This is a genomic window from Saccharopolyspora erythraea NRRL 2338, from assembly GCF_000062885.1.
GTDB classification, from domain to species: domain Bacteria; phylum Actinomycetota; class Actinomycetes; order Mycobacteriales; family Pseudonocardiaceae; genus Saccharopolyspora_D; species Saccharopolyspora_D erythraea.
The window spans coordinates 7,447,402-7,470,625 of record NC_009142.1 but is presented as its reverse complement, the minus strand read 5'-3'; the positions used below and the strand labels follow the sequence as shown (position 1 = coordinate 7,470,625).

Here is a 23,224-nt window from a genome sequence, read left to right as displayed (position 1 = left end):
GCGGTGCTGCCGCTGACGGCGGCCGCCGTGCTCGACACGGTGTTCACCGCGGTGCAGGGCGCGGGCGCGCATGCCGAGATCGGGGCGTGGGCGACCGGAGCGGCGGTGCTGCTCGGCCTGGCGTCGGCCGTCGTGGCCGGACTCGCCGGCGGCGTCGAACGTGACGACGTCGACCTCACCGAGACCACCGCCGACCGCACCGTCCTGGTGCTCAGCGCGTGCGCCGGGCTGGTCGGCGCGCTGGCCTTCGTCCTGCCGGTCGTCACGGCACCGGACTACACCCCGCCGGGGATCTTCACCGACTTCGCCACCACCTCGTGGGGCCTGGTCGCGGCCCTGGCCGCGGTGGCCGGAGCCGCTGCGCTCGCCCACCGCTGCCGTCCCGCCCGCGGCGCCGCGCTGCTGTGCGGGGCGGCCCTGGTCGTGCTCGTCCGGGTCCTCGAGCTCCCGCTGACCGCCGCCCGCGCCGAAGGCTCGGCGCCCGGCCTCGGGCTGTGGTTCGGGATCGGCGGCGTGCTGCTGTTCGTGTGCGCTGCGTATGCGGCGGCGCGACGCAGTGCAGCAACGTCGGCTGGGACGTTCGGCGCCTCCTGAGGCCCCGCAAGACCCAGTCCCGCTGTTCCGTTCGTCACTGGAATGGCCGTGCGGCGAGTCCGCCCGGTCACAAAAGCGCTGGCCTGTATCCATTCACCAGGCCAGACTGGGCCTTGCGGGTGAGCCAGTTCACCGGATGCGCCGCCCCAAGCGTTACCGCTGGTCGATATCGTCACCCGAGTCCGACACCGACGTCGCAGGAGACTCGCGTGGACCTGTACGAGTACCAGGCGAAGGAACTCTTCGCCTCCCACGGCGTGCCGACGCTGCCCGGCTCCGTGGCTACCGATTCCGATGGGGCCAAGGCAGCCGCCGAGCAGCTCGGCGGGCCCGTGGTCGTCAAAGCCCAGGTGAAGACCGGGGGCCGGGGCAAGGCCGGCGGCGTGAAGCTGGCCGAGAACCCCGATGAGGCCAAGACGAAGGCCGAGGCGATCCTCGGCCTGGACATCAAGGGGCACATCACCCGCCGGGTGCTGATCACCACCGCGTCCGACATCGTCGACGAGTACTACTTCTCCTTCCTGCTCGACCGCGCCAACCGCAACTTCCTGGCGATGGCCTCGGTCGAGGGCGGGATGGAGATCGAGGAAGTCGCCGCCACCAAGCCCGAGGCGCTGGCCAAGATCGCCATCGACCCGATCCAGGGGGTCGACGAGGCCAAGGCGCGCGAGATCGTCGACGCGGCGAAGTTCCCGGCCGAGATCGCCGACCAGGTGGTCGAGGTGGTCGTGAAGCTGTGGGAGACCTTCGTCGCCGAGGACGCCACCCTCGTCGAGATCAACCCGCTGGTCAAGGACCCGCAGGGCAAGATCATCGCGCTGGACGGCAAGGTCACCCTCGACGAGAACGCCTCCTTCCGCCAGCCGAAGCAGGCCGAGCTGGTCGACAAGGACGCCGAGGACCCGCTGGAGGCCAAGGCCAAGGCCAAGGACCTCAACTACGTCAAGCTCGACGGCGAGGTCGGCATCATCGGCAACGGCGCCGGGCTGGTCATGTCGACCCTCGACGTCGTGGCCTACGCGGGTGAGAAGCACAACGGCGTCAAGCCGGCCAACTTCCTCGACATCGGCGGCGGTGCTTCCGCCGAGGTCATGGCCGCCGGTCTGGACGTCATCCTGGGCGACCCCGCCGTGAAGTCCGTGTTCGTCAACGTCTTCGGCGGCATCACCGCCTGCGACGCGGTCGCCAACGGCATCGTCCAGGCGCTGAAGATCCTGGGCGACGAGGCCACCAAGCCGCTGGTGGTCCGGCTCGACGGCAACAACGTCGAGGAGGGGCGCCGCATCCTGGCCGAGGCGAACCACCCGGCCGTGACGATGGTGGACACCATGGACGGCGCGGCCGACAAGGCCGCCGAACTTGCTGCTGCGGGGGCGTGACCGATGGCTATCTTCCTCAACGACAACAGCAAGGTCATCGTCCAGGGCATCACCGGTTCCGAGGGCACCAAGCACACCGCGCGGATGCTGCGCGCCGGCACCAACATCGTGGGTGGTGTCAACGCCCGCAAGGCCGGCCAGGTCGTGGAGATCGAGGGCAAGCAGCTCACCGTCTTCGGCTCCGTGCAGGAGGCGATGAAGGAGACCGGCGCCGACGTCTCGGTGCTGTTCGTGCCGCCGAAGTTCGCCAAGGACGCCGTGATCGAGGCCATCGACGCCGAGATCCCGCTGGCGGTCGTGATCACCGAGGGCATCCCGGTGCACGACTCGGCCTACTTCTGGGCGCACGCCAACGCCACCGGCAACAAGACCCGCATCGTCGGGCCGAACTGCCCCGGTGTCATCTCGCCCGGCAAGTCCAACGCCGGCATCATCCCGGCCGACATCACCGGCCCGGGCAAGATCGGCCTGGTGTCCAAGTCGGGAACGCTGACCTACCAGATGATGTACGAGCTGCGCGACATCGGGTTCTCCACCTGCGTCGGCATCGGCGGCGACCCGATCATCGGCACCACCCACATCGACGCGCTCCAGGCGTTCCAGGACGACCCGGAGACCGAGGCGATCGGTGGCGACGCCGAGGAGCGGGCCGCGGACTACATCAAGGCCAACATCACCAAGCCGGTGGTGGGCTACGTCGCCGGTTTCACCGCGCCGGAGGGCAAGACGATGGGCCACGCGGGCGCCATCGTCTCCGGTTCGTCGGGCACCGCCGCGGCGAAGAAGGAGGCCCTGGAGGCCGCCGGCGTCAAGGTCGGCAAGACCCCCAGCGAGACCGCCAAGCTGATGCGCGAGGTCATCGGGGGCTGAGCGCTCCCGCCGAGCTCGTCCGCCGGGGCCGGGCGCCGATCGCGGCGCCCGGCCCCCGCTTTTGTTTCGGGGGTCGGCGTTCCGCCCTGCTCCCGCTTCCGCCGGCGGTTCGGCGCGGACGCTCCGCGCCCGGCCGGACCCGCGCAGTGCCGCGGACGCCCCTTCCCGCGTTGCCCAGGAGTGAGATGAATCGTCCCCGGGCCCTGCCTCGCGCCGGTGTTCGATAGCGTCGAGGCAGTCGGGGTTCCGTCTTCGTCTCCCGCTCCAGGAGGATCCTCCAATGTCCGTGCCGTTCGGAACGCCACCGCCCGCCTCGCAGCGGGAGGCGTCTTCGGGCCCAGACCTGAGCCGCATCCTCACCCTGGTGGTGGCCGGTGCCGGCGCCATCGCCTACCTCCTCGGCTTCTTCGACCCCGCGGCCGGCGCCGAGATCTCCGGCATCACCGGGTTCGCGCTGATCGCGTCGGCCGTTCTCGGTGCGCTGCGCCTGCTCCCGAAGGCCCCCAACACCATGTACGCCGCGGCGCCGCTGTCGGCCTACGCCGCGCTCGCGCTGCTGCAGGGCCTGATCGGCGGCCTCGCGGGCGGTGTCGTCGTGGTCGTGCTGCTGGTGGCGCTGGTCCAGTCCGGCGCGGTGGCCTACCTGCTGCTGGTGGAGAACGAGGTCGTCGCGCCGCCGAAGCAGTTGAAGTCGCAGCCTTCGAAGCCCGGCGACTCCCCGTCCGCGCAGCCGCCGCAGGGCCAGTCCCACCCGGGCAAGCCGCAGCCGGGCCAGCCGCAGTCGGGTTCGTTCCCGCAGCCCCCGCATTGGGGCGCCCCGGCCGGTGGCCACCCGCAGCAGCCCGGCGGTGCGCAGCCGCCGCAGCCGGCCGGTGGACCTCCGCCGCCGTGGAGCCCCGGCGGCCAGCCGCCGCAGCCCGGTAGCTGGACCCCTGCCGCGGGTGGTGCGCCGCTGCCCGGCAGCGGCGGTCCCGCGTCGAGCGGTACCGGGCCCCAGCCGCGCGTGCCCGGTGGTCCCGGTCCGCAGTCGAACCCGCCGTCCGGCAACACCGGCCCCCAGCCGAGCGTCGGCGGCAACCAGCCCGGTGGTAACCAGCCCAGCGGAAATCAGCCTGGTGGTAACCAGTCCGGCGGCAACCGCCAGGGCGGCGATGCTCCGGGCGACAGCGGTACCTCGCAGCCCGGCGGCGCGCAGGGCACGCGGCAGATGCCGCACCCGGGCTTCGAGTAGTCCCGACCGGCAGGTGGAGGGCGCCGCTCACGACGTGGGCGGCGCCCTTCGCGCTTCCCGGCCGCGGCATAGCCCGATGGACGGAGCCGGCGGCGTGTTGGGCCCGTTCGGTCTAATGGCAGTGCGACATTCGGGCCCGTGTCAGTGCTCGACTCGATCCCCCACGGCATCGCCGACGGCGAGTCCGACGGGCGCCTGGGCGTCCGGTGGCGGCTGCTCGGCACCGCCGTCGCGGGTGTCGTCCTGACCGGTTACCTCGGCACTGCGGGGCTCCTCGCGCTGGTCGTGGCGACCGCCGAAGGCACCACCGCGCCTGCCGCCACCGCCTTCGCCGCCGCGCTGCCGGGCTGGCTGGCCGCCCACCAGGTGCCGCTGTCGATCTCCGGCGCGCCGCTCGGCGTGTTCCCGCTGCTGCCGACGTCGTTGCTGGTCCTGCTGAGCGCGGCGGCGTCGGCCAGGGTGGCGCGTCGTTCCCGGCTGCGGCGACCGGGCCAGGCGGCGTGCGTGATCGCCACGATGGGCCTCGCCCACGCCGCGGTGGGCGCCGGCATCGCGCTGACCATCGCCGACACCGTCGGCGCGTCCCCTGTGGACGCGTTCATGCGCTGCGGCCTGACCGCGGCGGTCGGTTCGACGGCGGGCGTGGCCAACCGCTGCGGCCTGGCCTACCTGCTGTGGGAGCGGATGGAGGCCGAGGTCTGGTCCGGATTGCGGGCGGGTCTGCTGGCGCTCGCGGCGGTGATCGGCATCGGAGCGCTGATCTCGTTCGCCGCGGTCTGCCTGTCGGTCGAGGAGATCAACGGCGTGCTGTCGGCCACCGGCCCCGCGGGGGAGGCGTTCGGCAGCATGCTGCTGTCGATCCTGTACCTGCCCAACGCGGTGGTCGCGGGCTGGTCCTTCGCGGCCGGAACCGGCCTGGCCATCGGTGACTACGCGCTCAACCCGCTGCACTTCGCCCCAGGCGGGCTCCCCGAACTCCCGCTCGCCGCGGCCCTGCCGGCGGACGCGCCCGGGTCCTGGTGGGCCTTGGTCCTGCTCCTGCCCCCGGCGACGGGTTTCGTCATCGGCGTGAGCTGTCGCCGCGCGCACCCGCAGCGCACGCGCGGCCTCATCTCGGCCGCAGTTGCCGCGCTGGTCGCGGGCATCGGAACGGGCGTGCTCGCGGCCCTCTCCGGCGGTCGCCTGGGAACGGCGTTCGACCCGGTGACCCTGCGGCCGGTCCTGCTGGGCGTCGCCACCTCGCTCTGGTTCGCCGTTCCGGCGGGCCTGGTCGTGTGGTTCACCGGCATCCGCGAGGACGGCGAGCCGCCCGAGACCCCCGACGACCTGGAAGAAGCCGGCGACGAGCAGGCCTACGCCGACGAGCCCGGGGACGAGGTCGAGCCGGACGCCGACCTGGATACCCACCCCGACTGGGGACCAGACGGCGGAGAAGTCCCCGGTGAGACCGCATCCGCGGATCACACCGCGGAACCGCCGTTCCCGGACACCGATCCCGACGACGAGCTCTCGGGCGGCGACCCTCCGCGGTGAGGGATGCGCCACTCGGCCCGGGGCCTGACGATGTCAGCGGAACCGCCGACGCATAAGGTCTGTGCGAGATCGTGCCCAGGCATGTCAGGAGCGAGAAGCTGAACCCGAGCACCGCTGAACCCCCCGAGCAGCCGGAACCGCTCCGGATCCGCACCGCAGGTCCGGCCCGGGTCGTCGTCCTGGTCTCCGGTTCCGGCACCCTGCTGCAGTCCCTGCTCGACGCCACCGCGGACCCCGCCTACCCCGTGCGCGTCGTGGCCGTCGGAGCGGACCGGCCGGGCATCGAAGGCCTCGCCCGCGCCGAGCGCGCCGGGATCCCGACTTTCGTGCGGCGCGTCAAGGACCACCCGAGCCGGGCCGACTGGGACCGCGCGCTGGCCGAGGCGTGCGCCGAGCACGAGCCGGACCTGGTGGTCTCGGCTGGTTTCATGAAGCTGGTCGGTGAGGTGTTCCTCGACCGCTTCGCAGGCCGCTACCTCAACAGCCACCCGGCGCTGCTGCCGTCGTTCCCCGGCATGCACGGCGTCCGGGACGCCCTGGAACACGGCGTCAAGGTCACCGGCTGCACGCTGTTCGTCGTCGACGCGGGGGTGGACACCGGGCCCATCCTGGCGCAGGAGGCGGTGGAGGTCCGCCCGGACGACGACGAGGCGAGCCTGCACGAACGGATCAAGGAGGTCGAGCGGCGGCTGCTGGTCGACACCTTGGCACATCTTGCATCGCACGGGTGGACCGTGCAGGGACGGAAGGTGAGTATCCCGTGACCGCGAACTCCCAGCAGCGGCGGCCGGTCCGGCGCGCGCTGATCGGCGTGTCGGACAAGTCCGGCCTGCTCGAACTGGCCACCGGACTGCATGCGGCCGGGGTGGAGATCGTCTCCACCGGCGGCACCGCGAAGACGATCGCCGCGGCCGGGGTGCCGGTCACGCCGGTCGAGGAGCTGACCGGCTTCCCGGAGGCGCTGGACGGCCGGGTCAAGACCCTGCACCCGCGGGTGCACGCCGGGCTGCTCGCCGACCTGCGCAAGCAGGAGCACGCCGACCAGCTCGCCGACCTCGGCATCGCCCCGTTCGACCTGCTCGTGGTGAACCTGTACCCGTTCGTGCAGACCGTCGCCTCCGGCGCGGACCAGGACGAGGTCATCGAGCAGATCGACATCGGCGGCCCGGCGATGGTGCGGGCGTCGGCGAAGAACCACGCCAACGTCGCGGTCGTGGTCGACCCCAACCGCTACGAGTGGGTCCTGGAGCAGGTCCGCGAGGGCGGGTTCAGTCTCGCCGACCGCGTCGAGCTGGCCGCCGCGGCCTTCCGGCACACCGCGTCCTACGACGTCGCGGTCGCGAGCTGGATGAGCCGCACCCCGGCGGGCGACGACTCGGTGTTCCCGGGCTGGATCGGCGAGACCTGGGAGCGCCGCTCGGCGCTGCGCTACGGCGAGAACCCGCACCAGCCTGCCGCGCTGTACGTCTCCGGTGGTGAGGCGACCGGTCTGGCCGCCGCCGCGCAGCTGCACGGCAAGGAGATGTCGTACAACAACTACGTCGACGCCGACGCGGCGTGGCGCGCCGCGCACGACCACGCCGACCCCTGCGTCGCGATCATCAAGCACGCCAACCCGTGCGGCATCGCGGTCGCGGGCGACATCGCCGACGCCCACCGCAAGGCCCACGAGTGCGACCCGGTCAGCGCCTACGGCGGCGTGATCGCCACCAACCGCGAGGTGTCGGTGAAGCTCGCCGAGCAGATCTCGGAGATCTTCACCGAGGTCGTGGTGGCCCCCGGCTACGCAGAGGGCGCCGTCGACGTGCTCTCGCGCAAGAAGAACGTCCGCATCCTCACCGCGCAGCCGCCGAAGTCCGGCCGGGTGGAGATGCGCGCGATCTCGGGCGGCATGCTCGTGCAGGGCTCCGACGCGGTCGACGCCGAGGGCGACGACCCGGCCGCGTGGCGGCTGGTCGCGGGCTCCGCGGTCGACGAGGCGACACTGTCCGACCTGAAGTTCGCGTGGCGCGCCTGCCGCGCCGTGAAGTCCAACGCGATCCTGCTCGCCGCCGACGGCGCGACCGTCGGCGTCGGCATGGGGCAGGTCAACCGGGTCGACTCGGCGCGGCTGTCGGTCGCCCGCGCCGGCGACCGGGCGAAGGGCTCGGTGGCCGCCTCCGACGCGTTCTTCCCGTTCCCGGACGGCGCCGAGGTGCTGATGGAGGCCGGGGTCCGCGCCATCGTGCAGCCGGGCGGCTCGGTCCGCGACGAGTCGGTCATCGCCGCGGCCGAGGCCGCAGGCGTGGCCATGTACTTCACCGGCACGCGGCACTTCGCGCACTGACGCGGTGGGGTGGGCGGGGCCGTCCCCGCCCACCTCTCACACCCGCGGTGCGACCTCCTCGGCCACCGCCTTGACGGCCGCCTCGGACTCGGCCTCCGGGATGGGGCTGCTGTCGAAGAGCCCCTTGTCCGATCCGTGGTAGCTGATCGTGACGACGGTGTACCCCTTGCGGAAGACCAGTTCCGCGCCGCTCCAGTCCTCGGTGGTGACGGCCACGAACGCCTGGTCTCCGAATCCCTCGACGTCGGTCACCCGAGCCGGGGTGGAGCCTGATGCGGCGGACTCCTTGGCGTACTCGTAGTCCATCCGCGCCTCGTCCAGCGAGTCCTCGTCGGGCTGCGGCTTGGTGTTGATGCCGACGCTCAGCGAGCGCGGGTTGTTCCCGTCCTTGCCCAGCGTCTGCTCCCAGTTGCAGTTGTAGCCGCCGGTCTCGGGGTCCTCGTAGCTCGTGGAGTCGGGGTTGGTGGTGCGCAGGCGCTGCAACGTCGGCGCGCTGACCAGGTCGCAGGCCGCGGGCAGGGCGGCGTTGGACGGCGGGTCGCCCACCGGTTCGGAGTACTCGCCGTACAGGTAGTAGAAGATCACTCCGCCGACCACCAGGACCGGGGTGAACAGCACCGCCAGGATGATCGAGACGATGCAGCCGGCCCTGCTCTTCTTCTTCGGCGGCTGCGGCGGCATTCCCGGCCCCCACGGCTGTTGCGCGGGGTGTGGCGGCTGGGGAGCACCCCAGTACTGCGGCTGTTGCGCCGGGGGGTGTTGCGGGTGGGGTTGTTGCGGTTGCACGGATGAAGCCTAAGCGTGCTCGATCACGCGTTCGCGTCCATCCTGGACACGGTCCGAGCTGCGACTCCTCTCCGCAGCCGTCACCCGAACCGGCGAAGTTCGAACTCGTGTTCGTCAAGTGCTTGACGGCGGCCGCCCGCGCGGGGTTTACTTGCCTTGTTCGAACTGAGGTTCGAAGATCCGGATAACTACGAAGTGGCCGGCGTCGGGGGCCGGCTGCTTCACCGGGTGGTGCTGCGTTCGCGGGGTGCAGGCGCGGCGCCGTCCGGACGCTGTCTTCCCCGCAGCGACCAGTGGACGTCCGAGCCGGGGCCGGGACGTCCGAGGAGCCGAGTGAGGGGAGGCGGCGATGTCCGTGGCGTCGTTGACGGCGCTGGGCGGGGTCACCACGGCGGACGGGGTGTCCGTGGCGACTCCGGCCGTCGATGGCGGGGGCGGTCCTGTTGCGGGACGGGTGCTGCCCACGCGGGCGGAACTCGCCGCCGTGCTGCCATGGCCGGGACTCCGGCGTGGCAGCACGGTGGCGGTCCACGGATCGGTGTCGCTGCTGTTCGCGTTGCTGGCCGAGGCCACGGATCAGGGCTCCTGGGCCGCGGTGGTCGGCCTGCCGGGGCTCGGGCTGGTCGCGGCGGCCGAGGCGGGCGTGGAGATCGCGCGGCTGGCGCTGGTCCCGCAGCCCGGAGACGACCCGGTGGGCGTGATCGCGGCCCTGCTGGACGGCGTCGACCTCGTGGTGGTGGGCGGACCGCACCGGCTGCTCGAGTCGGACGCGCGCAGGCTCTCGACCCGGGCGCGCAACCGCGGTGCGGTGCTCGTGCCGTTCGGTGAATGGCCGGGAGTCGAGGTGCGTCTGCAGTGCGTGCGGGGCCGCTGGCTCGGCCTCGGCAACGGCCACGGTCACCTGCGGGAACGCGAGGTCACGGTCCAGTCGAGCGGACGCGGCGCGGCGTCGAGGCCGCGTTCGTGCCGCCTGCTGCTGCCCGGCGAGGGCGGCGCGCTCGCCGCGGCGCGGCCGGAAGACGAGCGCTCCGCGATAAGAGCGCTGCATCCGGAACCGGCGCCCGAGCACTCCGAGGAGCGCCCCGACGCCTTTGCTGGGAGCCCCGATGCTTTCGCGGCACCGTCCGAACCTTCCGGTGCGGGACCGGATACCCCGGACACCCCCGATGTGCGAACGCCGCACCGCCGGCCCTCCACCAGGCCGTTGCCCTCGGGGCCGGCCAACGCCCACCCGGGCGGCCGCCCGCAGCCCTCCGAACCCCGCGACGACCGCTCCGCCGTGCGTCCGCTTCGACCGGTGGCGGGGTGAGCGCGATGCCACCGCCCCGTCGTCTCGTCGTCTGGTGCCCGGACTGGCCGGTGGTCGCGGCGGTGCTGGCGGCCGGGCTCGATCCGGTGGCGCCCGCCGCGGTCTTCGTCGCGAACCGGGTGCTGGCCTGCTCGCAGACCGCGCGCGACAACGGGGTGCGCCGCGGGATGCGCCGCCGCGAGGCGCAGGGGCGCTGCCCGGACCTGGCCGTCTGCGAACACGATCCGGCGCGGGACGCGCGGCTGTTCGAGCCGGTGGTGGCGGCGGTGGAGTCGCTCGCGCCGGGCGTGGAGGTCGTGCGCCCGGGGCTGGTGGCCGTCCCGGCGAAGGGGCCCGCGGGCTACTTCGGGTCCGAAGTGGACGCCGCGGAGCGCGTCGTGGACGAGGTGGCCGCGCGGGCCGACGCCGAGTGCCAGGTCGGCGTGGCCGACGGCCTGTTCGCCGCGATCCTCGCCGCCCGCAGGGGCGTGGTCGTCGAACCGGGCGGTGGCCCCGGGTTCCTGGCCCCGATGCGCATCGACGAGATCGACTACCCCGGTGTGGACCGCGGTGAACTGGTGGATCTGCTGCGGCGGCTGGGAATCCGGACGCTCGGCGACTTCGCCGCCCTGCCCGCGTCCGACGTGGCGACCCGGTTCGGGCGGGACGCCCTGGTGGCGCACCGAGCCGCGAGCGGCCGGGAGGAGCGCCCGCCGGAGCGCAGGGCGCTGCCGCCGGACCTGGTGGTGTCGGAGAGCCTGGATCCCCCGGTGGAGCGGGTGGATGCCGCCGCGTTCGTGGCGAAGGCGCTGGCCGAGCGGCTGCACGTCAGGCTCGGCGAGCTGGGGCTGGCCTGCACCCGGCTGGGGATCTCGGCGCGGACCGAGCACGGCGAGGAGCTGCACCGGATGTGGCGCTGCGCCGAGCCCCTGACGCCGTCGGGCACCGCCGACCGGGTGCGCTGGCAGCTCGACGGCTGGCTCAGCGGGCGGCGGGGCGCCCAGCGGCCGACCGCCGGGGTGGAGCTGCTCTCGCTGCATCCCGACGAGGTGGTCGGCGCGGGAGCGCTGCAGCTCGACCTGGTCAACTCCGCGACCGGCGAGGCGGACGCCCGCGCGGGGCGCGCCTTCGTGCGGGTGCAGGGGATGCTCGGGCCGGACGCGGTGCTGGTCGGAGTGCTCGGCGGGGGACGTGACCTGCGGGACCGGGTCCGCCTGGTGCCGTGGGGTGACGAACGCGTGCCGACGCTGGACCCGGAGCGGCCGTGGCCGGGCCGCATCCCGGCTCCTTCGCCCGCGGTGCTCCCGGATTCGCCATGGCCCGCCGCGGTTCTCGACGCGGACGAGCAGCCGGTGCGGATCACCGACCGGCATCGGCTCACGGCGGCGCCCGTGCGGGTGGTGGTGTCCGGCGGCCGGTCGCGGACCGTCCGCGGCTGGGCTGGTCCGTGGCCGGTCGAGGAGCGGTGGTGGTCGGAGTCGGCTGCCCTGGCCCCGCGCCTGGTGACGCGCGTGCAGGTCGTGCTGGAGGCGGAGGGCGAAGTCGGCGAGGTCGCCCTGCTGCTGGTGCACGAGGACGGCCGCTGGTGGGTGCAGGGCGCCTACCGGTGACCGCGGGAACGCTCGACGAACACTCGTTCGAGTGGATGCGGGCGGTTTTGGTGGCAACGCTGTTTCGAACGGGAGTTCACTGGGTTCATGAGCTGGTTCAACCCCCCGCAGACTTGGTCCGAACTGGAAAAAGCGCTCTCCGGCCGCCCGGGGCCGCGCGACGAGCCGTACCCCGGCGACGGTGGTGACAGTCCGGCGTGGACGCGGAAACGAGCGGCGTACGAAGTCCCCGAGGATCCGCCGACACCGCCGTCGGCCGACCCTCCGACACCCGCGTCCGCTTCCGAGCCGGAGTCTTCGGAAGCGCCTGATGCCGAGCCGGAGTCAGGAGAGACGTCCGCATCCGTGGAAGCGCCCGCACTCGAGTCCGAGCCGGCCACCGCTTCCGCGGCATCACTCCTGTCCCCGGCCGCCGAGTCGCCGGGGACCACGTCCCCAGGGCTCCGGGCCGTGCCGTCCGGTTCCGCCTCGGGGCGTCGTCCGTCCCGATCGGTCGCCGTCCCCTACGCGGAGCTGCACGCGCACTCGAACTTCAGCTTCCTCGACGGGGCCAGCCACCCGGAGGAGCTGGTCGCGGAGTCGGCGCGGCTCGGCCTGGAGGCCATCGCCCTCACCGACCACGACGGCATGTACGGCGTGGTGCGGTTCTCCGAGGCCGCCGCCGAGCACGGGGTCCGGACGGTCTTCGGCGCGGAGCTGAGCCTTGGGCTCACCGCCGCGCAGACCGGTGTCCCGGACCCCGAGGGCAACCACCTGCTGGTCCTGGCCCGTGATCCCGGTGGGTACGCGCGGCTGTGCCGGGAGATCAGCTCGGCCCAGCTCGCCGGTCAGGAGAAGGGCAGGCCCACCTACCGGCTGGAGCAGCTGGCAGAGGCGGCCGAGGACCACTGGCTGGTGCTGACCGGGTGCCGCAAGGGCGCGGTGCGCTCCGCGCTGGCCGAGGGCGGTCCGGCGGCCGCCGCCGCGGAGCTCGACCGGCTGGTGGCGCTGTTCGGCGGGGAGAACGTCGCGGTGGAGCTCACCGACCAGGACCTGCCCACCGACTCCGAACGCAACGACGTGCTGTTCGCCCTGGCCCGCGACGCCGGCCTGCCCGCGGTGGCCACCAACGGCGCGCACTTCGCCGGCCCGTGGAACGGCCGGATGGCGAGCGTGGTCGCCGCGATCCGGGCCCGGCGCGGCCTGGACGAGATGGACGGCTGGCTGCCCGCCTGGGCGGGCAACCACCTGCGTTCGGGCGAGGAGATGGCCGAGCGCTTCGCCCGCTATCCCGGTGCGGTCGAGACGGCGGCCCGGCTGGGCCGGGAGTGCGCGTTCGACCTGCGGCTGGTGGCGCCGCGGCTGCCGCCGTTCGACGTGCCGGAGGGGCGCACCGAGGCGGAATGGCTGCGCGAGCTGACCTACCGGGGCGCGCTGCGCCGCTACGGGCTCCCGCAGGACAACCCGGCGGCCTACGCGCAGATCGAGCACGAGCTGGCGGTGATCGAGAAGCTCGACTTCCCCGGGTACTTCCTGGTGGTGCACGACATCGTGTCGTTCTGCGGCGAGATGGGGATCCTGTGCCAGGGCCGGGGATCGGCGGCGAACTCCGCGGTGTGCTTCGCGCTGCGTATCACCAACGCCGACCCGGTGCGCTACGACCTGCTCTTCGAGCGGTTCCTCGCCCCGGAGCGCGACGGTCCACCGGACATCGACCTGGACATCGAGTCCGACCGCAGGGAAGAGGCGATCCAGTACGTCTACCGCAAGTACGGCCGCACGCACGCCGCCCAGGTGGCCAACGTGATCAGCTACCGGCCGAAGTCGGCGGTGCGGGACGTCGCCAGGGCGCTGGGCTACTCGCCGGGGCAGCAGGACGCCTGGAGCAAGCAGATCGAGCACTGGGGTCCGCTGCCCGACGACGGCGAGGTGCCCGACCAGGTCCGGGAGCTGGCCGGAGAGCTCATGGGTTACCCGAGGCACCTCGGCATCCACTCGGGCGGCATGGTGATCTGCCACCAGCCGGTGAGCGAGGTGTGCCCGGTGGAGTGGGCGCGGATGCCCGGCCGCACGGTGCTGCAGTGGGACAAGGACGACTGCGCGTCGGTAGGGCTGGTCAAGTTCGACCTGCTGGGGCTGGGGATGCTCTCGGCGCTGCACTACGCGATCGACCTGGCCCGCGAGCACCACGGCATCGAGGTCGACCTCGGCGAGCTGGACCTCGCCGACGACGAGGTGTACGCGATGCTGCGACGTGCCGACGCCGTCGGGGTCTTCCAGGTGGAGAGCCGGGCCCAGCTGGCGACCCTGCCCAGGCTGAAGCCGCGCAAGTTCTACGACCTGGTGGTTGAGGTGGCGCTGATCCGGCCGGGGCCGATCCAGGGCGGGTCGGTGCACCCCTACATCCGCCGCCGCAACGGGGAGGAGGACTGGGACTACGAGCACCCGCTGATGGCGGCCGCGCTGGAGAAGACCCTCGGCGTGCCGCTGTTCCAGGAGCAGCTCATGCAGCTCGCGGTGGACATCGCGGGTTTCTCGGCGGGGGAGGCCGACGAGCTGCGCCGGGCGATGGGCTCGAAGCGCTCCGAGGAGCGCATGGCCCGGCTGCGGGGCAGGTTGTTCGAGGGGATGGCCGTCAACGGCATCACCGGGGAGCTCGCCGAGCGCATCTACCAACAGCTGCTGGCCTTCGCGAACTTCGGCTTCCCGGAGAGCCATGCGCTCAGCTTCGCGGTGCTGGTGTTCGCCAGTTCCTGGTTCAAGCGCTACTACCCGGCGGTGTTCTGCGCGGCGCTGCTCAAGGCGCAGCCGATGGGCTTCTACTCGCCGCAGTCGCTGGTGGCCGACGCGCGCAGGCACGGGGTCCGGGTGCACGGGCCCGACGTCAACGCCAGCCGGGGGCAGGCGGACCTGGAACCCGACGCGGAGAGCGAGGGCGGGCAGGCCGTGCGGCTGGGACTGGCCTCGGTCCGCACCCTCGGCGACAGCGTGGCCGAGCAACTCGTGGCCGAGCGCACCGAGAACGGCCCGTACACCGGCATGGCGGACCTGAGCAGGCGGATGTCGTTGAACGCCGCGCAGATGGAGGCGTTGGCCACCGCGGGAGCCTTCGGGTGCTTCGGGCTGTCGCGTCGCGAGGCGTTGTGGAACGCCGCCGCGGCGGCCGGGGACCGCCCGGACAGGTTGCCGGGCACCACGGTCTCGGCGGACGCCCCACCGCTACCCGGCATGGACGGGGTCGAGCTGGCCGCCGCGGACGTCTGGGCCACGGGGATCTCCCCGGACAGCTACCCGTTGCAGTTCCTCCGCTCCCGGCTGGGGGAGATGGGGGCGCTCTCGGCGGCGGATTTGTCCGAAGTGGACAACGGGGAGCGCGTTCTGGTCGGCGGAGCGGTCACGCACCGGCAACGCCCGGCCACCGCGGGCGGCGTCACGTTCCTCAACCTGGAGGACGAGACCGGGATGATCAACGTGGTGTGCACTCCGGGCCTGTGGGCGCGCTACCGCAAGATCGCCCGCACCAGCGCCGCACTGCTGGTGCGCGGAACCATCGAATGCGCGGAGGGGGTGATCAACCTGCGAGCCGACCGACTCCAGCACCTCGACATGCGCGTGCCATCGACGTCGAGGGACTTTCACTGACCGGCGCCCGGACCTGCTTCCTGCGGCTGGCGCCCGGACCTGCTCCTTGCGGCCGTGGGCAGGTCGGCGGCCTCCTCCCGGTGGCGTGGGCGAGAGCACGACGGTGCCACCGGGCGTCTGCGGCGGCTCGCACGGGCGAGGCCGACGCCCTGTCTTGAGCCAATTCCGATGCGCCGCAGCGGCAGGTCTGCCATCTTGGCGTGCTGTGAACCCCGGTGACCTGGTCATCCGCCGTGCGCTGAGTTCGGACTCCGCCGCGGTGGCCGAACTGTGGCTGCGCTCGTTCGCCGCCGCGCTACCGAGCGTCCGCCGGGCGCACACCGATGAGGAAGTGCGGGAGTACTTCCGCGACGTGGTGGTTCCCCGGTGCGAGACGTGGGTCGCGACGGCGGACCGCTCGGTGATCGGCTTGCTGGTGCTCGACGGTGATCTGCTCAGCCAGCTCTACCTCGCGCCCGAGTGGCGGGGGCAGGGCGTCGGGGATCTCCTCGTCGAGCTGGCGAAGCAACGCCGGCCCGACGGGCTGGCGCTGTGGACCTTCCAGGTCAACGGACCGGCGCAGCGCTTCTACGAACGGCACGGCTTCGTCGAGGCCGAGCGCACCGACGGCAGGCACAACGAGGAACGCGAGCCCGACATCCGCTACGTCTGGCAGCCCGAGCCCTCGCAGCGCGACTCACTGGGGCAGGCCGCGCGCCGGTAGGGACGGGTGGCCTCCGACCAGTGCCGTCCGCGTGGGTGACGTCCGATGCGGTGATCATCCGGCGCTCCGAAGATCGACTGGTGCAAGTTGTCATCACGCCTCCGGTCGGGGGCGGGTGGACGACGAGCAGGAGTTGATCACGGTGCGACGCGCGATTTCGGCGGCTTTCATAAGCGGTCTGTCATTGGTCGGGGCACTTGTGGTGGTGGGAACGGCGCACGGGCAGGAATCCGTCACCATGGACGACTGCTTCACGGGTGGCGGTGGGGTCGTGGTCGACCTGCTGTTACACCAGACGAAGTGCTTCGGCGGCGTGCACCACGGCGCGACCATCATCGACTGACGCGGGCTCGCGGCAGTGAGCTTCCCGGCGGCCGTCAACAGCCGCCGGAAAGCCCGACCGGCGGACGAACCTCGGGACGCTGGACCGAACCTCGACCCGCGGATTGAAGCTCGACGGGCAGACTGAACCTCGACCCGCAGGCTGAACCTCGGTCGACTCGGCTGGGTGGACGGGCAGCCCGAGCTGCGGACGACGACGCGCGCCTCGTGGGTGGGCCCTGCATCTCCGACCTGGCACATCGGGCACCACGCCCGCCCCGCCGCGTAGACGGATTCCCCACACCGGCCAGGAACGCCGTGTCCGGCTGACAGCCCCGGCACACCGCTTCCGGCTGGACAGACGCGGCAGCGTCTCCCACCGGCGGCCGCCGCCTCGTCCCAACCGGCTGCTGCCGTCGGCGGCCTTCGTCCGCCACCTGCCAACTGGCTGCTGCCACCGGTGCCCGCATGCCGGTTCCGGCTGCCACCGAATTCGCCTGCCACCGACGGCCTCCGCCACCGACGGCCTCCGCCGCCAGCGGCCTCCGCCGCGCGCCACCGACGTCGTCCGCCATCGACGTCGTCCGCCATCGACGTCGTCCGCCATCGACGTCGTCCGTCACCCGCCACCGACGGCCTCCGCCGCCTGCCACCGACGGCCTCCGCCGCCTGCCACCGATGGTCTTCGGCGCCGATCCCGCCGACCGACCGAAGTCAGGGCACTACGACCACAGGGCGTACGGCCTCCACGACCAGCGTGGCGGGCACCGTGCCGAGCAGGCCCCCGCGCCGGCGCGAGCGGCCGACCACGATCAGATCCGCCCGGTACTGCTCGGCGACCTGTTCCAGCCCGACGGCCGGGTCGCCGCGCTGGTGCACGAAGTCCCAGTCGATGTCGATCCACTTCAGGTGGTTGACGACTTCCTTCTTCAGCTCCTCCACGAGGCTTTCGGCGGCTTCGCTCGCCACCGCCACCCCCATCGGTGACCAGTAGGCGACGCCGCCCACGGCCTCTACGTAGACCAGCACCAGGCGCGCGCGCTCGCGGCGCGCCAGCCCCGCCGCCCACGCGGCGGCGTGGAAGCTCGCCGGGCTGCCGTCCATCCCGACGACGATGCCGCCCAGCCCGTCCTTGCCGATCTCGAACTCCCGCTCGGTTCCGTCGCCTTCGGCCACGCGGCGATGGTAGTGGGCGCCCGTCGTTCCGCTGGACGGATGCGACACACTCGCAACGTGGACATCCCGGACGCCCCCTCCGACCTCGAACGCCGCGCCCTCGACGCCGTCGACGTCGACGGCGTGCTCGCGGGCCTCCGCGAGCTCGTCGCCATCCCCAGCGTCGGCGGTACCACGGCCGAGCAGGACGCGCAACGCTGGTGCGCCGACCGGCTCGCCGGCCTCGGGCACCGCGTCGACCACTGGCGCATCGACGTCGCGGAACTGCTGGACGACCCGGAGTTCCCCGGCCAGGAAGCCGACCGCGACATCGCCTACGGCTGCGTCGGCGTGCACGGCGACGGCGATCCCGCGCTGGTGTTCTGCGGCCACACCGACGTCGTGCCGCCGGGCGACCTCGACCGCTGGCCCGATCGCGACCCGTACGCGCTGCGCGTGCACGACGGGATCGCCGCGGGACGCGGCACCTGCGACATGAAGGGCGGCATCGCCGCGTTCCTCGGCGCGCTGGAGGCTCTGCGCAGCGCCGGAATCCGCCTGCGGCGACCGGTGGGCGTGCACACCGTCAGCGGCGAGGAGGACGGCGGGCTCGGGGCGTTCGCGACGCTGCGGCGCGGCCATCGCGGGGACGCCTGCGTGCTCGCCGAACCGAGCGCGGGCACCATCGTGGCCGCCAACGGCGGCTCGCTGACCTTCCGGCTGGAGATCCCCGGCCAGGGCACCCACGGCTCCACGCGGACCCGGGGCGTGAACGCGCTCGAGAAACTCGCGGAGCTGCTGCCGGCGCTGCGCGACCTGGAAGCGCGGCGCAACGCAGACCCCGATCCGCTGGTCGCGCACCTCGACGTGCCGTACCCGCTGTCGGTCGGCATGGCCCGCGCGGGGGACTGGGCGAGCACCGTGCCGGACCTCGCGATCGCCGAAGGCCGCTACGGCGTCCGGCTCGACGAAGGCATCGACGACGCCAAGGCCGAGTTCGCCGAAGCCGTCCGCCGCGCGTGCGAGGCCGACCCGTGGCTGTCGCGGCACCCGGTGCGGGTGAGCTGGCCGGGCGGGATGTTCGCCAGCGGCCGTCTCCCCACCGGTCACCCGCTGCTCGATGAGACGACGCAGGCCGTCGTCGACGCGGGCGGCCCGAAGCCGGAGGCGCTCGGCGCGCCGTACGGCACGGACCTGCGCCTGTACGCGGCCGCCGGCGTGCCGACGCTGCAGTACGGCCCCGGCGACGTCCGCTACGCCCACGCGCACGACGAACACGTCGCGGTCGCCGAACTGGAACAGGCGACCCGCGCGTACGTCCTACTGGCCATGCGCCGCTGCGGGGTCGAGGGCTGACCGGGAAAGCGGAGGGCACGGCCCTGCGGCTTGGACGCACATGACAGCAGTGGCAACCAATCGCTAATACCACTCACGAATGCATGAGGGTGTTGGTCCTCTGGCTCGCGGACGATCGCCGTGGCCGAGGAGCCCGCAGGTCGGACTGCCTGCTGGCAGAGGCGGTCGTGGCGGTGTGGCAGGCTCGCCGCATGACGATCGCGGTGGGTGAGGACTTCAGCGACGCGGTGCTGACGGGTCAGGAGTGGGACGGCCGCAGCTTCGAGCGTTGCGACTTCACCGACGCCGACCTGCGCGGCCTGCGCACCACCAGCTGCGTCTTCACCGAGTGCACCTTCACTGGCACCGACCTGGGGGAGAGCGTTCACCGCGCGACGGCGTTCCGGTCGTGCCGCTTCGAGCGCACAGTGCTCCAGCACTCCACTGTGGAGGGATGCACGATGCTCGGCTCCGGGTTCGTCGACTGCCGTTTCCGCCCGCTCACCGTCCGCGAGACCGACATGACGCTGGTCGGCATGGGCCGCAGCGACCTCCGCGGCACTAACCTGAGCGGAATCCGCTTCCGCGAGGCCAATCTCGGCGAGTGCGACCTGCGCGAGTGCGACCTGCGGGAGGCCGACCTCAGCGGAGCGCGGCTGCTCGGCACCCGGCTGGAGGAGGCGGATCTGCGCGGCGCACGCATCGACGCCGACGGCCTGGTGCAGGCCGTGCTCAGGGGCGCGCGGGTGGACTCGATGACCGCGCTCGCCTTCGCCGCCGCCCACGGCCTCCACGTCGACTGACGCCCGAGCCGAAGCGGCGGTCCGAAGGGCCGAAGCGGCGCGGGTCCCGCGCCCCAGCCCGGACTTCGCCCCGTCCGATCCCGAACCCGTGGGGGATCTCGGTGAGGCGGCCTGAACAAGACCGGGCGGATTGCGGTCAGGCGACCCGATCCCGGACAGGCAGCCCGGTCCGGGACAGGGCGGCCAGGCTCCGGATACGGCGGCCCGGACACGAACTGGCGAGCCGATCCAAAACAGGCGCACCAAAATCCCGGAGAAGCAGCCAAGCGACCCGAACCCGAACCGGCGACCCGAACCCAAACCGGCGGGCTGATCCCGAACCGGCGACCCGAACCTGGATAGGCGGGCCAATCCCGGACAGTGCGGCCCGGTCACAGAGAGGTTGGGCGATCCCGGGAAGGCGGTCTCGTGCAGGAAGGCGTCCCGGTCTAGGGAAGGCGTCCCGGTCCCGGAAGGCGGCCCGATCCCAGATAGGCGGTCCGAACACGAACCGATTGGCCGATCCCGGACCGGTGGGCCGGTGCCGGATATGCGGGCGAATCCCGAACAAACGGCCCGAATTCGAATCGCCGCGAACCCCGCAAGCGCCTCTGGATTGCGCGCACCGGCGGCCTCCGCCCTGAGCCCAGGCCGTCCGCGTCGCAGGGCACCACGCGCTTCTCACCCCCGTTGTTGGGCGCCGCGCGATTTCCCGCCCCCGTTGTTGGCGCCGCGCGCGCTCTTGCCCCGCTTGTCGGGCGGCCGTGCGCACTCTTGTCCCCGCGTTGACGAGACGTTGTCGCGTCTGTCCCCGCGCTGGGCGAGACGCTGCCGCGTCTGCCCCCGGCGGCCTGCGGCCCCAGCCCCGTACGCGCTCGGCCCGCGAGCCCGGATCACCTGCTCCGGGCCCCAAAAGCAGTTCGGGGTGCTCGCGGCTTCGCCGCGGGCACCCCGAACTCGGGACTTGCGTCCTGGTCACTCCATGGACGGGCGAGGCGGTGCCTCGTTGCCCGTCAGCTCGATCAGCGTTCCGTCGGCGACGAGGTCGCTGACCGCGGCGGGCAGCACGTAGGCCGTGCCGCCGCCCGGCTGCTCGAACCACGGCACCGCCGTGCCCCGCAGCACCTGCACCGGCCGCTGCACGCGGTAGGCGAAGTACGCGCGGTTGGCCCACTGCGGCGGCAGCGAACGCTGCGTGTAGGGCGTGCGGATCGCGTAGGCGACGTTGCCGTTGGGGTCGCCGAAGCGGTCCAGGTCGGTGCCCGGCTGGAGCACGACGTGGCGCCGGTCCCGGTACAGCGTCAGCGGCGGCTCACCACCGAGCGGCTGGATCTGCTGGCCCGCGCCCTGCGGCGGACGCCCCTGCTCCGGCCCGCCGCCCTGCGGCGGACGGCCTCCGGCCGCGCCGGGCGGGATCGGCGGCCCCTGCCGGGGTGGCCCCGCCATGCCCGGCCCACCGGGGCCGGGGCGTCGCTCCGCGCCACCGGCCGGGCCCTGCTGCGCAGGCCCGCCCGGGGGCGGCGGCACCGCCGCGCCCTGCTCCGGGCGCGAGCGCTTCGGCAGCGGCGGCGGGCCCTGCCCCGGTCCGGCCGGACCGCCGGGCCGCGGGCCGCCCTGCGCGGGCATGCCGCCGGGCGGCGACGGCGGGTGCTGCGGCGAGGCGGGCGGCGAGGCGGGCGGACCGGCCGGCGGGACCGGGCGGTCCATCCGCGGGGCGGGCTGGAACCGGGTCGGCTCCTCGACCGGAGCACCGGGCGCGGCCTCCTGCGGGGGAGACTGCGCCGGCTGCGGATCCTGGTTGGCGGTGAACAGGAAGTGGCCGCCCGCGCTCTGCTCCTGGCGGCGCGGTTCGGGTTCCTGGCGCTGCGGCTGCGGGGGCTGCTCGGCGGCGGCCGGAACCTCGGGCGCGACCGGGTGCTCCGGGGCGACCGTCGGCTGGGCGACCTTCGTGTCGCTGTCGAACTGCGGCTGCTGGGCGACCTTCGTCTCGCTGTCGAACTGCGGCTGCCGCGCGGCCGTGTCCTCGCTCGATGCGGCCGCGTCATGCGGCTCCCGTGCGTCCACCTCGGCGTCGGCCGACGCCTCGACGTCAGCGTCCGCCTCGGTTTCCGGCTCGGGCTCGGCGACCGGACGTGCCGGCTCGGCGTCCTGCGGCGCCTGGCCGCCCGGCCTGGACAGCAGGAGGCTGCCGAGCAGGTAGGCGGCGGCCTGGTCGGGGCGGGAGAACCGGACGTCGGAGCCGAACTCGTCGTCGGCGCCCGCCGTGACGATCCAGTCCGGGCCCTCCTGCACCAGCGAGCGCGCGTCGCTGCTGTGGCTGCCGATTCGGTAGGCGGAGCCGTCGACGGCGTACTCGGTGAGCTTGTCGTGCAGCTTCGCGAAGACTTCCTGCGCGTCGGGCTGCGAGTCGTCGTCGGCGGCGCTCCGCGTCTCCGGCTCCGGCGACCACGAGTCCGCGGTGTCCGCGCGCTCGTCGCGCGCCACGTCCTCGTCGAACGACTCGCGGCCGAAGGACCGGTCGTCGAGCTCGTCGGTGAACGACCTGTCGTCGAACGACTCGTCCTCGTACTCGCGCCGGTGGCCCGGCTGGTCGTCGCTCACCGGCTCCCCGGCACCGGGGTCCGCCGGATCCGCCACCGCAGGCGTGTCCGCGATCTGCGCGACCGCCGGGCTCTCGGAGTACCCGGTGGACTCGGAGAAGGAGTCCGCCCGCTCGGCCCGCTCGTCGGCGAAGTCCGCACCGGAGTCACCCTGCTCACCGGATTCGCCGAAGTCGTCGTCGCCGGGCTGGTCGAGCAGCTCGCTGACGGCCGCGTCGCGGGTGGCGTCGTCGACCTCGGCGAGGGTGAAGCGCCGGGCGCGGATGTGCTCGACCAGGTCGGCCTCCGGCGGCACGCCGTACTGCGCGAGGTAGTAGGCCACCGCGCCCTGCCACAGCCAGGAGCCGTCGGTGTGCCAGGTGCCGGGGACCGTGGCCGCGCGGTCGGGGGCGAGCAGGTCCTCCTCGTTCTCCCGGGAGGCCAGCACGATCGGCGCGTTCTCCAGGTACTGGCGCAGCGCGGCGACCTCGTCGGGCTGCACCGGGTTCCTGGTCGCCACCAGCGGGCGTCCCTGCTCGTCGAAGTCGTCGAACGTCTCCGCCGTGCGGAAGTGCGGCGTGCCGCCGGTGCCCGGCTCCGCGGGTGCGGGGGTCTGGGCGACGGCTTCCTGCGCGGCGGTGGGGGTGTCGGCGGTGTCCTGGGCCTCGGAGGGGTCCCGGCCGTCGATCTTCTCGCGCAGCCAGTCGGGCACGTTCTCCTCGGCACGCGGGTACCGGCGGAGCTCGTCGGCGTAGGCGGCGCGGGGGAGGGGGCGCTGCCACCTCGGCTCGGAGTCGAAGTTGATGTCGATGCGGTAGCTGGACGGGCGTTCCACGACGTAGAGCGCGCTGAGCCACGTCCCCACGTCGGGGCGGTACATGCCGTCGCGGAGCTGCTCGAAGATGCCGCGCAGCTCCTCCGGCGGTTCCCAGGAACGCGCGGTGCCGTCCGGCGTGGTGACCTCACCCAGCAGGTCGTGGTACTCACCGGTGGCGCGGTACTCCACCGTGATCTCCTGCCAGTCCTCGGGGGCGGCTTGTAAAAGCAGGACCCCGATCCTGCGGGCCGCCTGCTCCTGCTCCTCCGGACTGATCGCTGTCGGACGCGACAT

At 73.1% G+C, this 23,224-nt stretch carries 17 protein-coding genes; 14 read left to right on the top strand and 3 right to left on the bottom strand.

Going from position 1 to position 23,224, the window contains the following annotated elements:
* Positions 1–3 precede the first annotated feature (3 nt).
* From SACE_RS32100 to purH, 7 genes are all read left to right on the top strand, one after another.
* Positions 4–594: a hypothetical protein gene (locus SACE_RS32100; RefSeq protein ID WP_009943409.1), complete on the top strand. Its 591-nt coding sequence runs from the start codon at positions 4–6 to the stop codon at positions 592–594.
* Positions 595–803: 209 nt separating this feature from the next.
* The gene (sucC, locus tag SACE_RS32095) at positions 804–1,973 is read left to right on the top strand and encodes an ADP-forming succinate--CoA ligase subunit beta (RefSeq protein WP_009943410.1); all 1,170 of its coding nucleotides are present in this window, start codon (positions 804–806) and stop codon (positions 1,971–1,973) included.
* A 3-nt stretch (positions 1,974–1,976) separates the two neighbouring features.
* Positions 1,977–2,843, top strand: a complete 867-nt coding sequence (sucD, locus tag SACE_RS32090) for a succinate--CoA ligase subunit alpha (RefSeq protein WP_011875119.1) — start codon at positions 1,977–1,979, stop codon at positions 2,841–2,843.
* 280 nt (positions 2,844–3,123) lie between these two features.
* The gene (locus tag SACE_RS32085) at positions 3,124–4,074 is read left to right on the top strand and encodes a DUF5336 domain-containing protein (protein ID WP_009943413.1); all 951 of its coding nucleotides are present in this window, start codon (positions 3,124–3,126) and stop codon (positions 4,072–4,074) included.
* 138 nt (positions 4,075–4,212) lie between these two features.
* Positions 4,213–5,607, top strand: a complete 1,395-nt coding sequence (locus tag SACE_RS32080; protein ID WP_009943415.1) for a cell division protein PerM — start codon at positions 4,213–4,215, stop codon at positions 5,605–5,607.
* A 71-nt stretch (positions 5,608–5,678) separates the two neighbouring features.
* A complete protein-coding gene (purN, locus tag SACE_RS32075; protein WP_009943416.1) occupies positions 5,679–6,371 on the top strand; it encodes a phosphoribosylglycinamide formyltransferase in 693 nt (230 codons plus the stop codon).
* Complete coding sequence (gene purH, locus SACE_RS32070; protein WP_009943417.1) at positions 6,368–7,933, top strand: bifunctional phosphoribosylaminoimidazolecarboxamide formyltransferase/IMP cyclohydrolase; 1,566 nt, start codon at positions 6,368–6,370, stop codon at positions 7,931–7,933. Before purN ends, purH begins: the two co-directional genes overlap by 4 nt.
* Before the next feature lie 36 nt (positions 7,934–7,969).
* Here purH and SACE_RS32065 read toward each other — a convergent pair whose 3' ends face one another.
* On the bottom strand, positions 7,970–8,614 hold the full coding sequence (locus SACE_RS32065; protein ID WP_009943418.1) for a hypothetical protein: 645 nt from the start codon (positions 8,612–8,614) through the stop codon (positions 7,970–7,972).
* Positions 8,615–9,068: 454 nt separating this feature from the next.
* On the opposite strand from SACE_RS32065, the gene SACE_RS32060 reads away from it, so the two are divergent.
* From SACE_RS32060 to SACE_RS32040, 5 genes are all read left to right on the top strand, one after another.
* The gene (locus SACE_RS32060; RefSeq protein ID WP_009943419.1) at positions 9,069–10,028 is read left to right on the top strand and encodes a hypothetical protein; all 960 of its coding nucleotides are present in this window, start codon (positions 9,069–9,071) and stop codon (positions 10,026–10,028) included.
* 5 nt (positions 10,029–10,033) lie between these two features.
* Positions 10,034–11,617, top strand: coding sequence for a DNA polymerase Y family protein (locus tag SACE_RS32055; protein WP_011875117.1), 1,584 nt, complete (start codon positions 10,034–10,036; stop codon positions 11,615–11,617).
* A gap of 87 nt (positions 11,618–11,704) precedes the next feature.
* The gene (locus tag SACE_RS32050; protein WP_029621416.1) at positions 11,705–15,238 is read left to right on the top strand and encodes an error-prone DNA polymerase; all 3,534 of its coding nucleotides are present in this window, start codon (positions 11,705–11,707) and stop codon (positions 15,236–15,238) included.
* Positions 15,239–15,443: 205 nt separating this feature from the next.
* Positions 15,444–15,941: a GNAT family N-acetyltransferase gene (locus SACE_RS32045; RefSeq protein WP_009943422.1), complete on the top strand. Its 498-nt coding sequence runs from the start codon at positions 15,444–15,446 to the stop codon at positions 15,939–15,941.
* A gap of 115 nt (positions 15,942–16,056) precedes the next feature.
* Positions 16,057–16,284 carry a hypothetical protein gene (locus SACE_RS32040; RefSeq protein WP_009943423.1) on the top strand — a complete coding sequence of 76 codons (228 nt, stop codon included), beginning with the start codon at positions 16,057–16,059 and terminating at the stop codon, positions 16,282–16,284.
* 692 nt (positions 16,285–16,976) lie between these two features.
* On the opposite strand, the gene SACE_RS32035 is transcribed toward SACE_RS32040, so the two are convergent.
* Entirely contained in the window at positions 16,977–17,438 is a 462-nt protein-coding gene (locus tag SACE_RS32035; protein ID WP_021342087.1) for a universal stress protein, read from the bottom strand.
* Positions 17,439–17,477: 39 nt separating this feature from the next.
* On the opposite strand from SACE_RS32035, the gene SACE_RS32030 reads away from it, so the two are divergent.
* Positions 17,478–18,773, top strand: coding sequence for an ArgE/DapE family deacylase (locus SACE_RS32030; RefSeq protein WP_009943425.1), 1,296 nt, complete (start codon positions 17,478–17,480; stop codon positions 18,771–18,773).
* A 191-nt stretch (positions 18,774–18,964) separates the two neighbouring features.
* Positions 18,965–19,555, top strand: a complete 591-nt coding sequence (locus SACE_RS32025) for a pentapeptide repeat-containing protein (protein WP_011875112.1) — start codon at positions 18,965–18,967, stop codon at positions 19,553–19,555.
* Between the two features lie 954 nt (positions 19,556–20,509).
* Here SACE_RS32025 and SACE_RS32020 read toward each other — a convergent pair.
* A complete protein-coding gene (locus SACE_RS32020) occupies positions 20,510–23,224 on the bottom strand; it encodes a glycohydrolase toxin TNT-related protein (protein ID WP_011875111.1) in 2,715 nt (904 codons plus the stop codon).

Bases quoted from the DNA above. Each gene is read 5' to 3' on its own strand.
- SACE_RS32060 (WP_009943419.1), top strand. From the start codon at position 9,069: ATGTCCGTGGCGTCGTTGACGGCGCTGGGCGGGGTCACCACGGCGGAC.
- sucD (WP_011875119.1), top strand. From the start codon at position 1,977: ATGGCTATCTTCCTCAACGACAACAGCAAGGTCATCGTCCAGGGCATC.
- SACE_RS32020 (WP_011875111.1), bottom strand. From the start codon at position 23,224: ATGTCGCGTCCGACAGCGATCAGTCCGGAGGAGCAGGAGCAGGCGGCC.
- SACE_RS32025 (WP_011875112.1), top strand. From the start codon at position 18,965: ATGACGATCGCGGTGGGTGAGGACTTCAGCGACGCGGTGCTGACGGGT.
- SACE_RS32030 (WP_009943425.1), top strand. From the start codon at position 17,478: ATGCGACACACTCGCAACGTGGACATCCCGGACGCCCCCTCCGACCTC.
- SACE_RS32085 (WP_009943413.1), top strand. From the start codon at position 3,124: ATGTCCGTGCCGTTCGGAACGCCACCGCCCGCCTCGCAGCGGGAGGCG.
- SACE_RS32055 (WP_011875117.1), top strand. From the start codon at position 10,034: ATGCCACCGCCCCGTCGTCTCGTCGTCTGGTGCCCGGACTGGCCGGTG.
- SACE_RS32065 (WP_009943418.1), bottom strand. From the start codon at position 8,614: ATGCCGCCGCAGCCGCCGAAGAAGAAGAGCAGGGCCGGCTGCATCGTC.
- SACE_RS32050 (WP_029621416.1), top strand. From the start codon at position 11,705: ATGAGCTGGTTCAACCCCCCGCAGACTTGGTCCGAACTGGAAAAAGCG.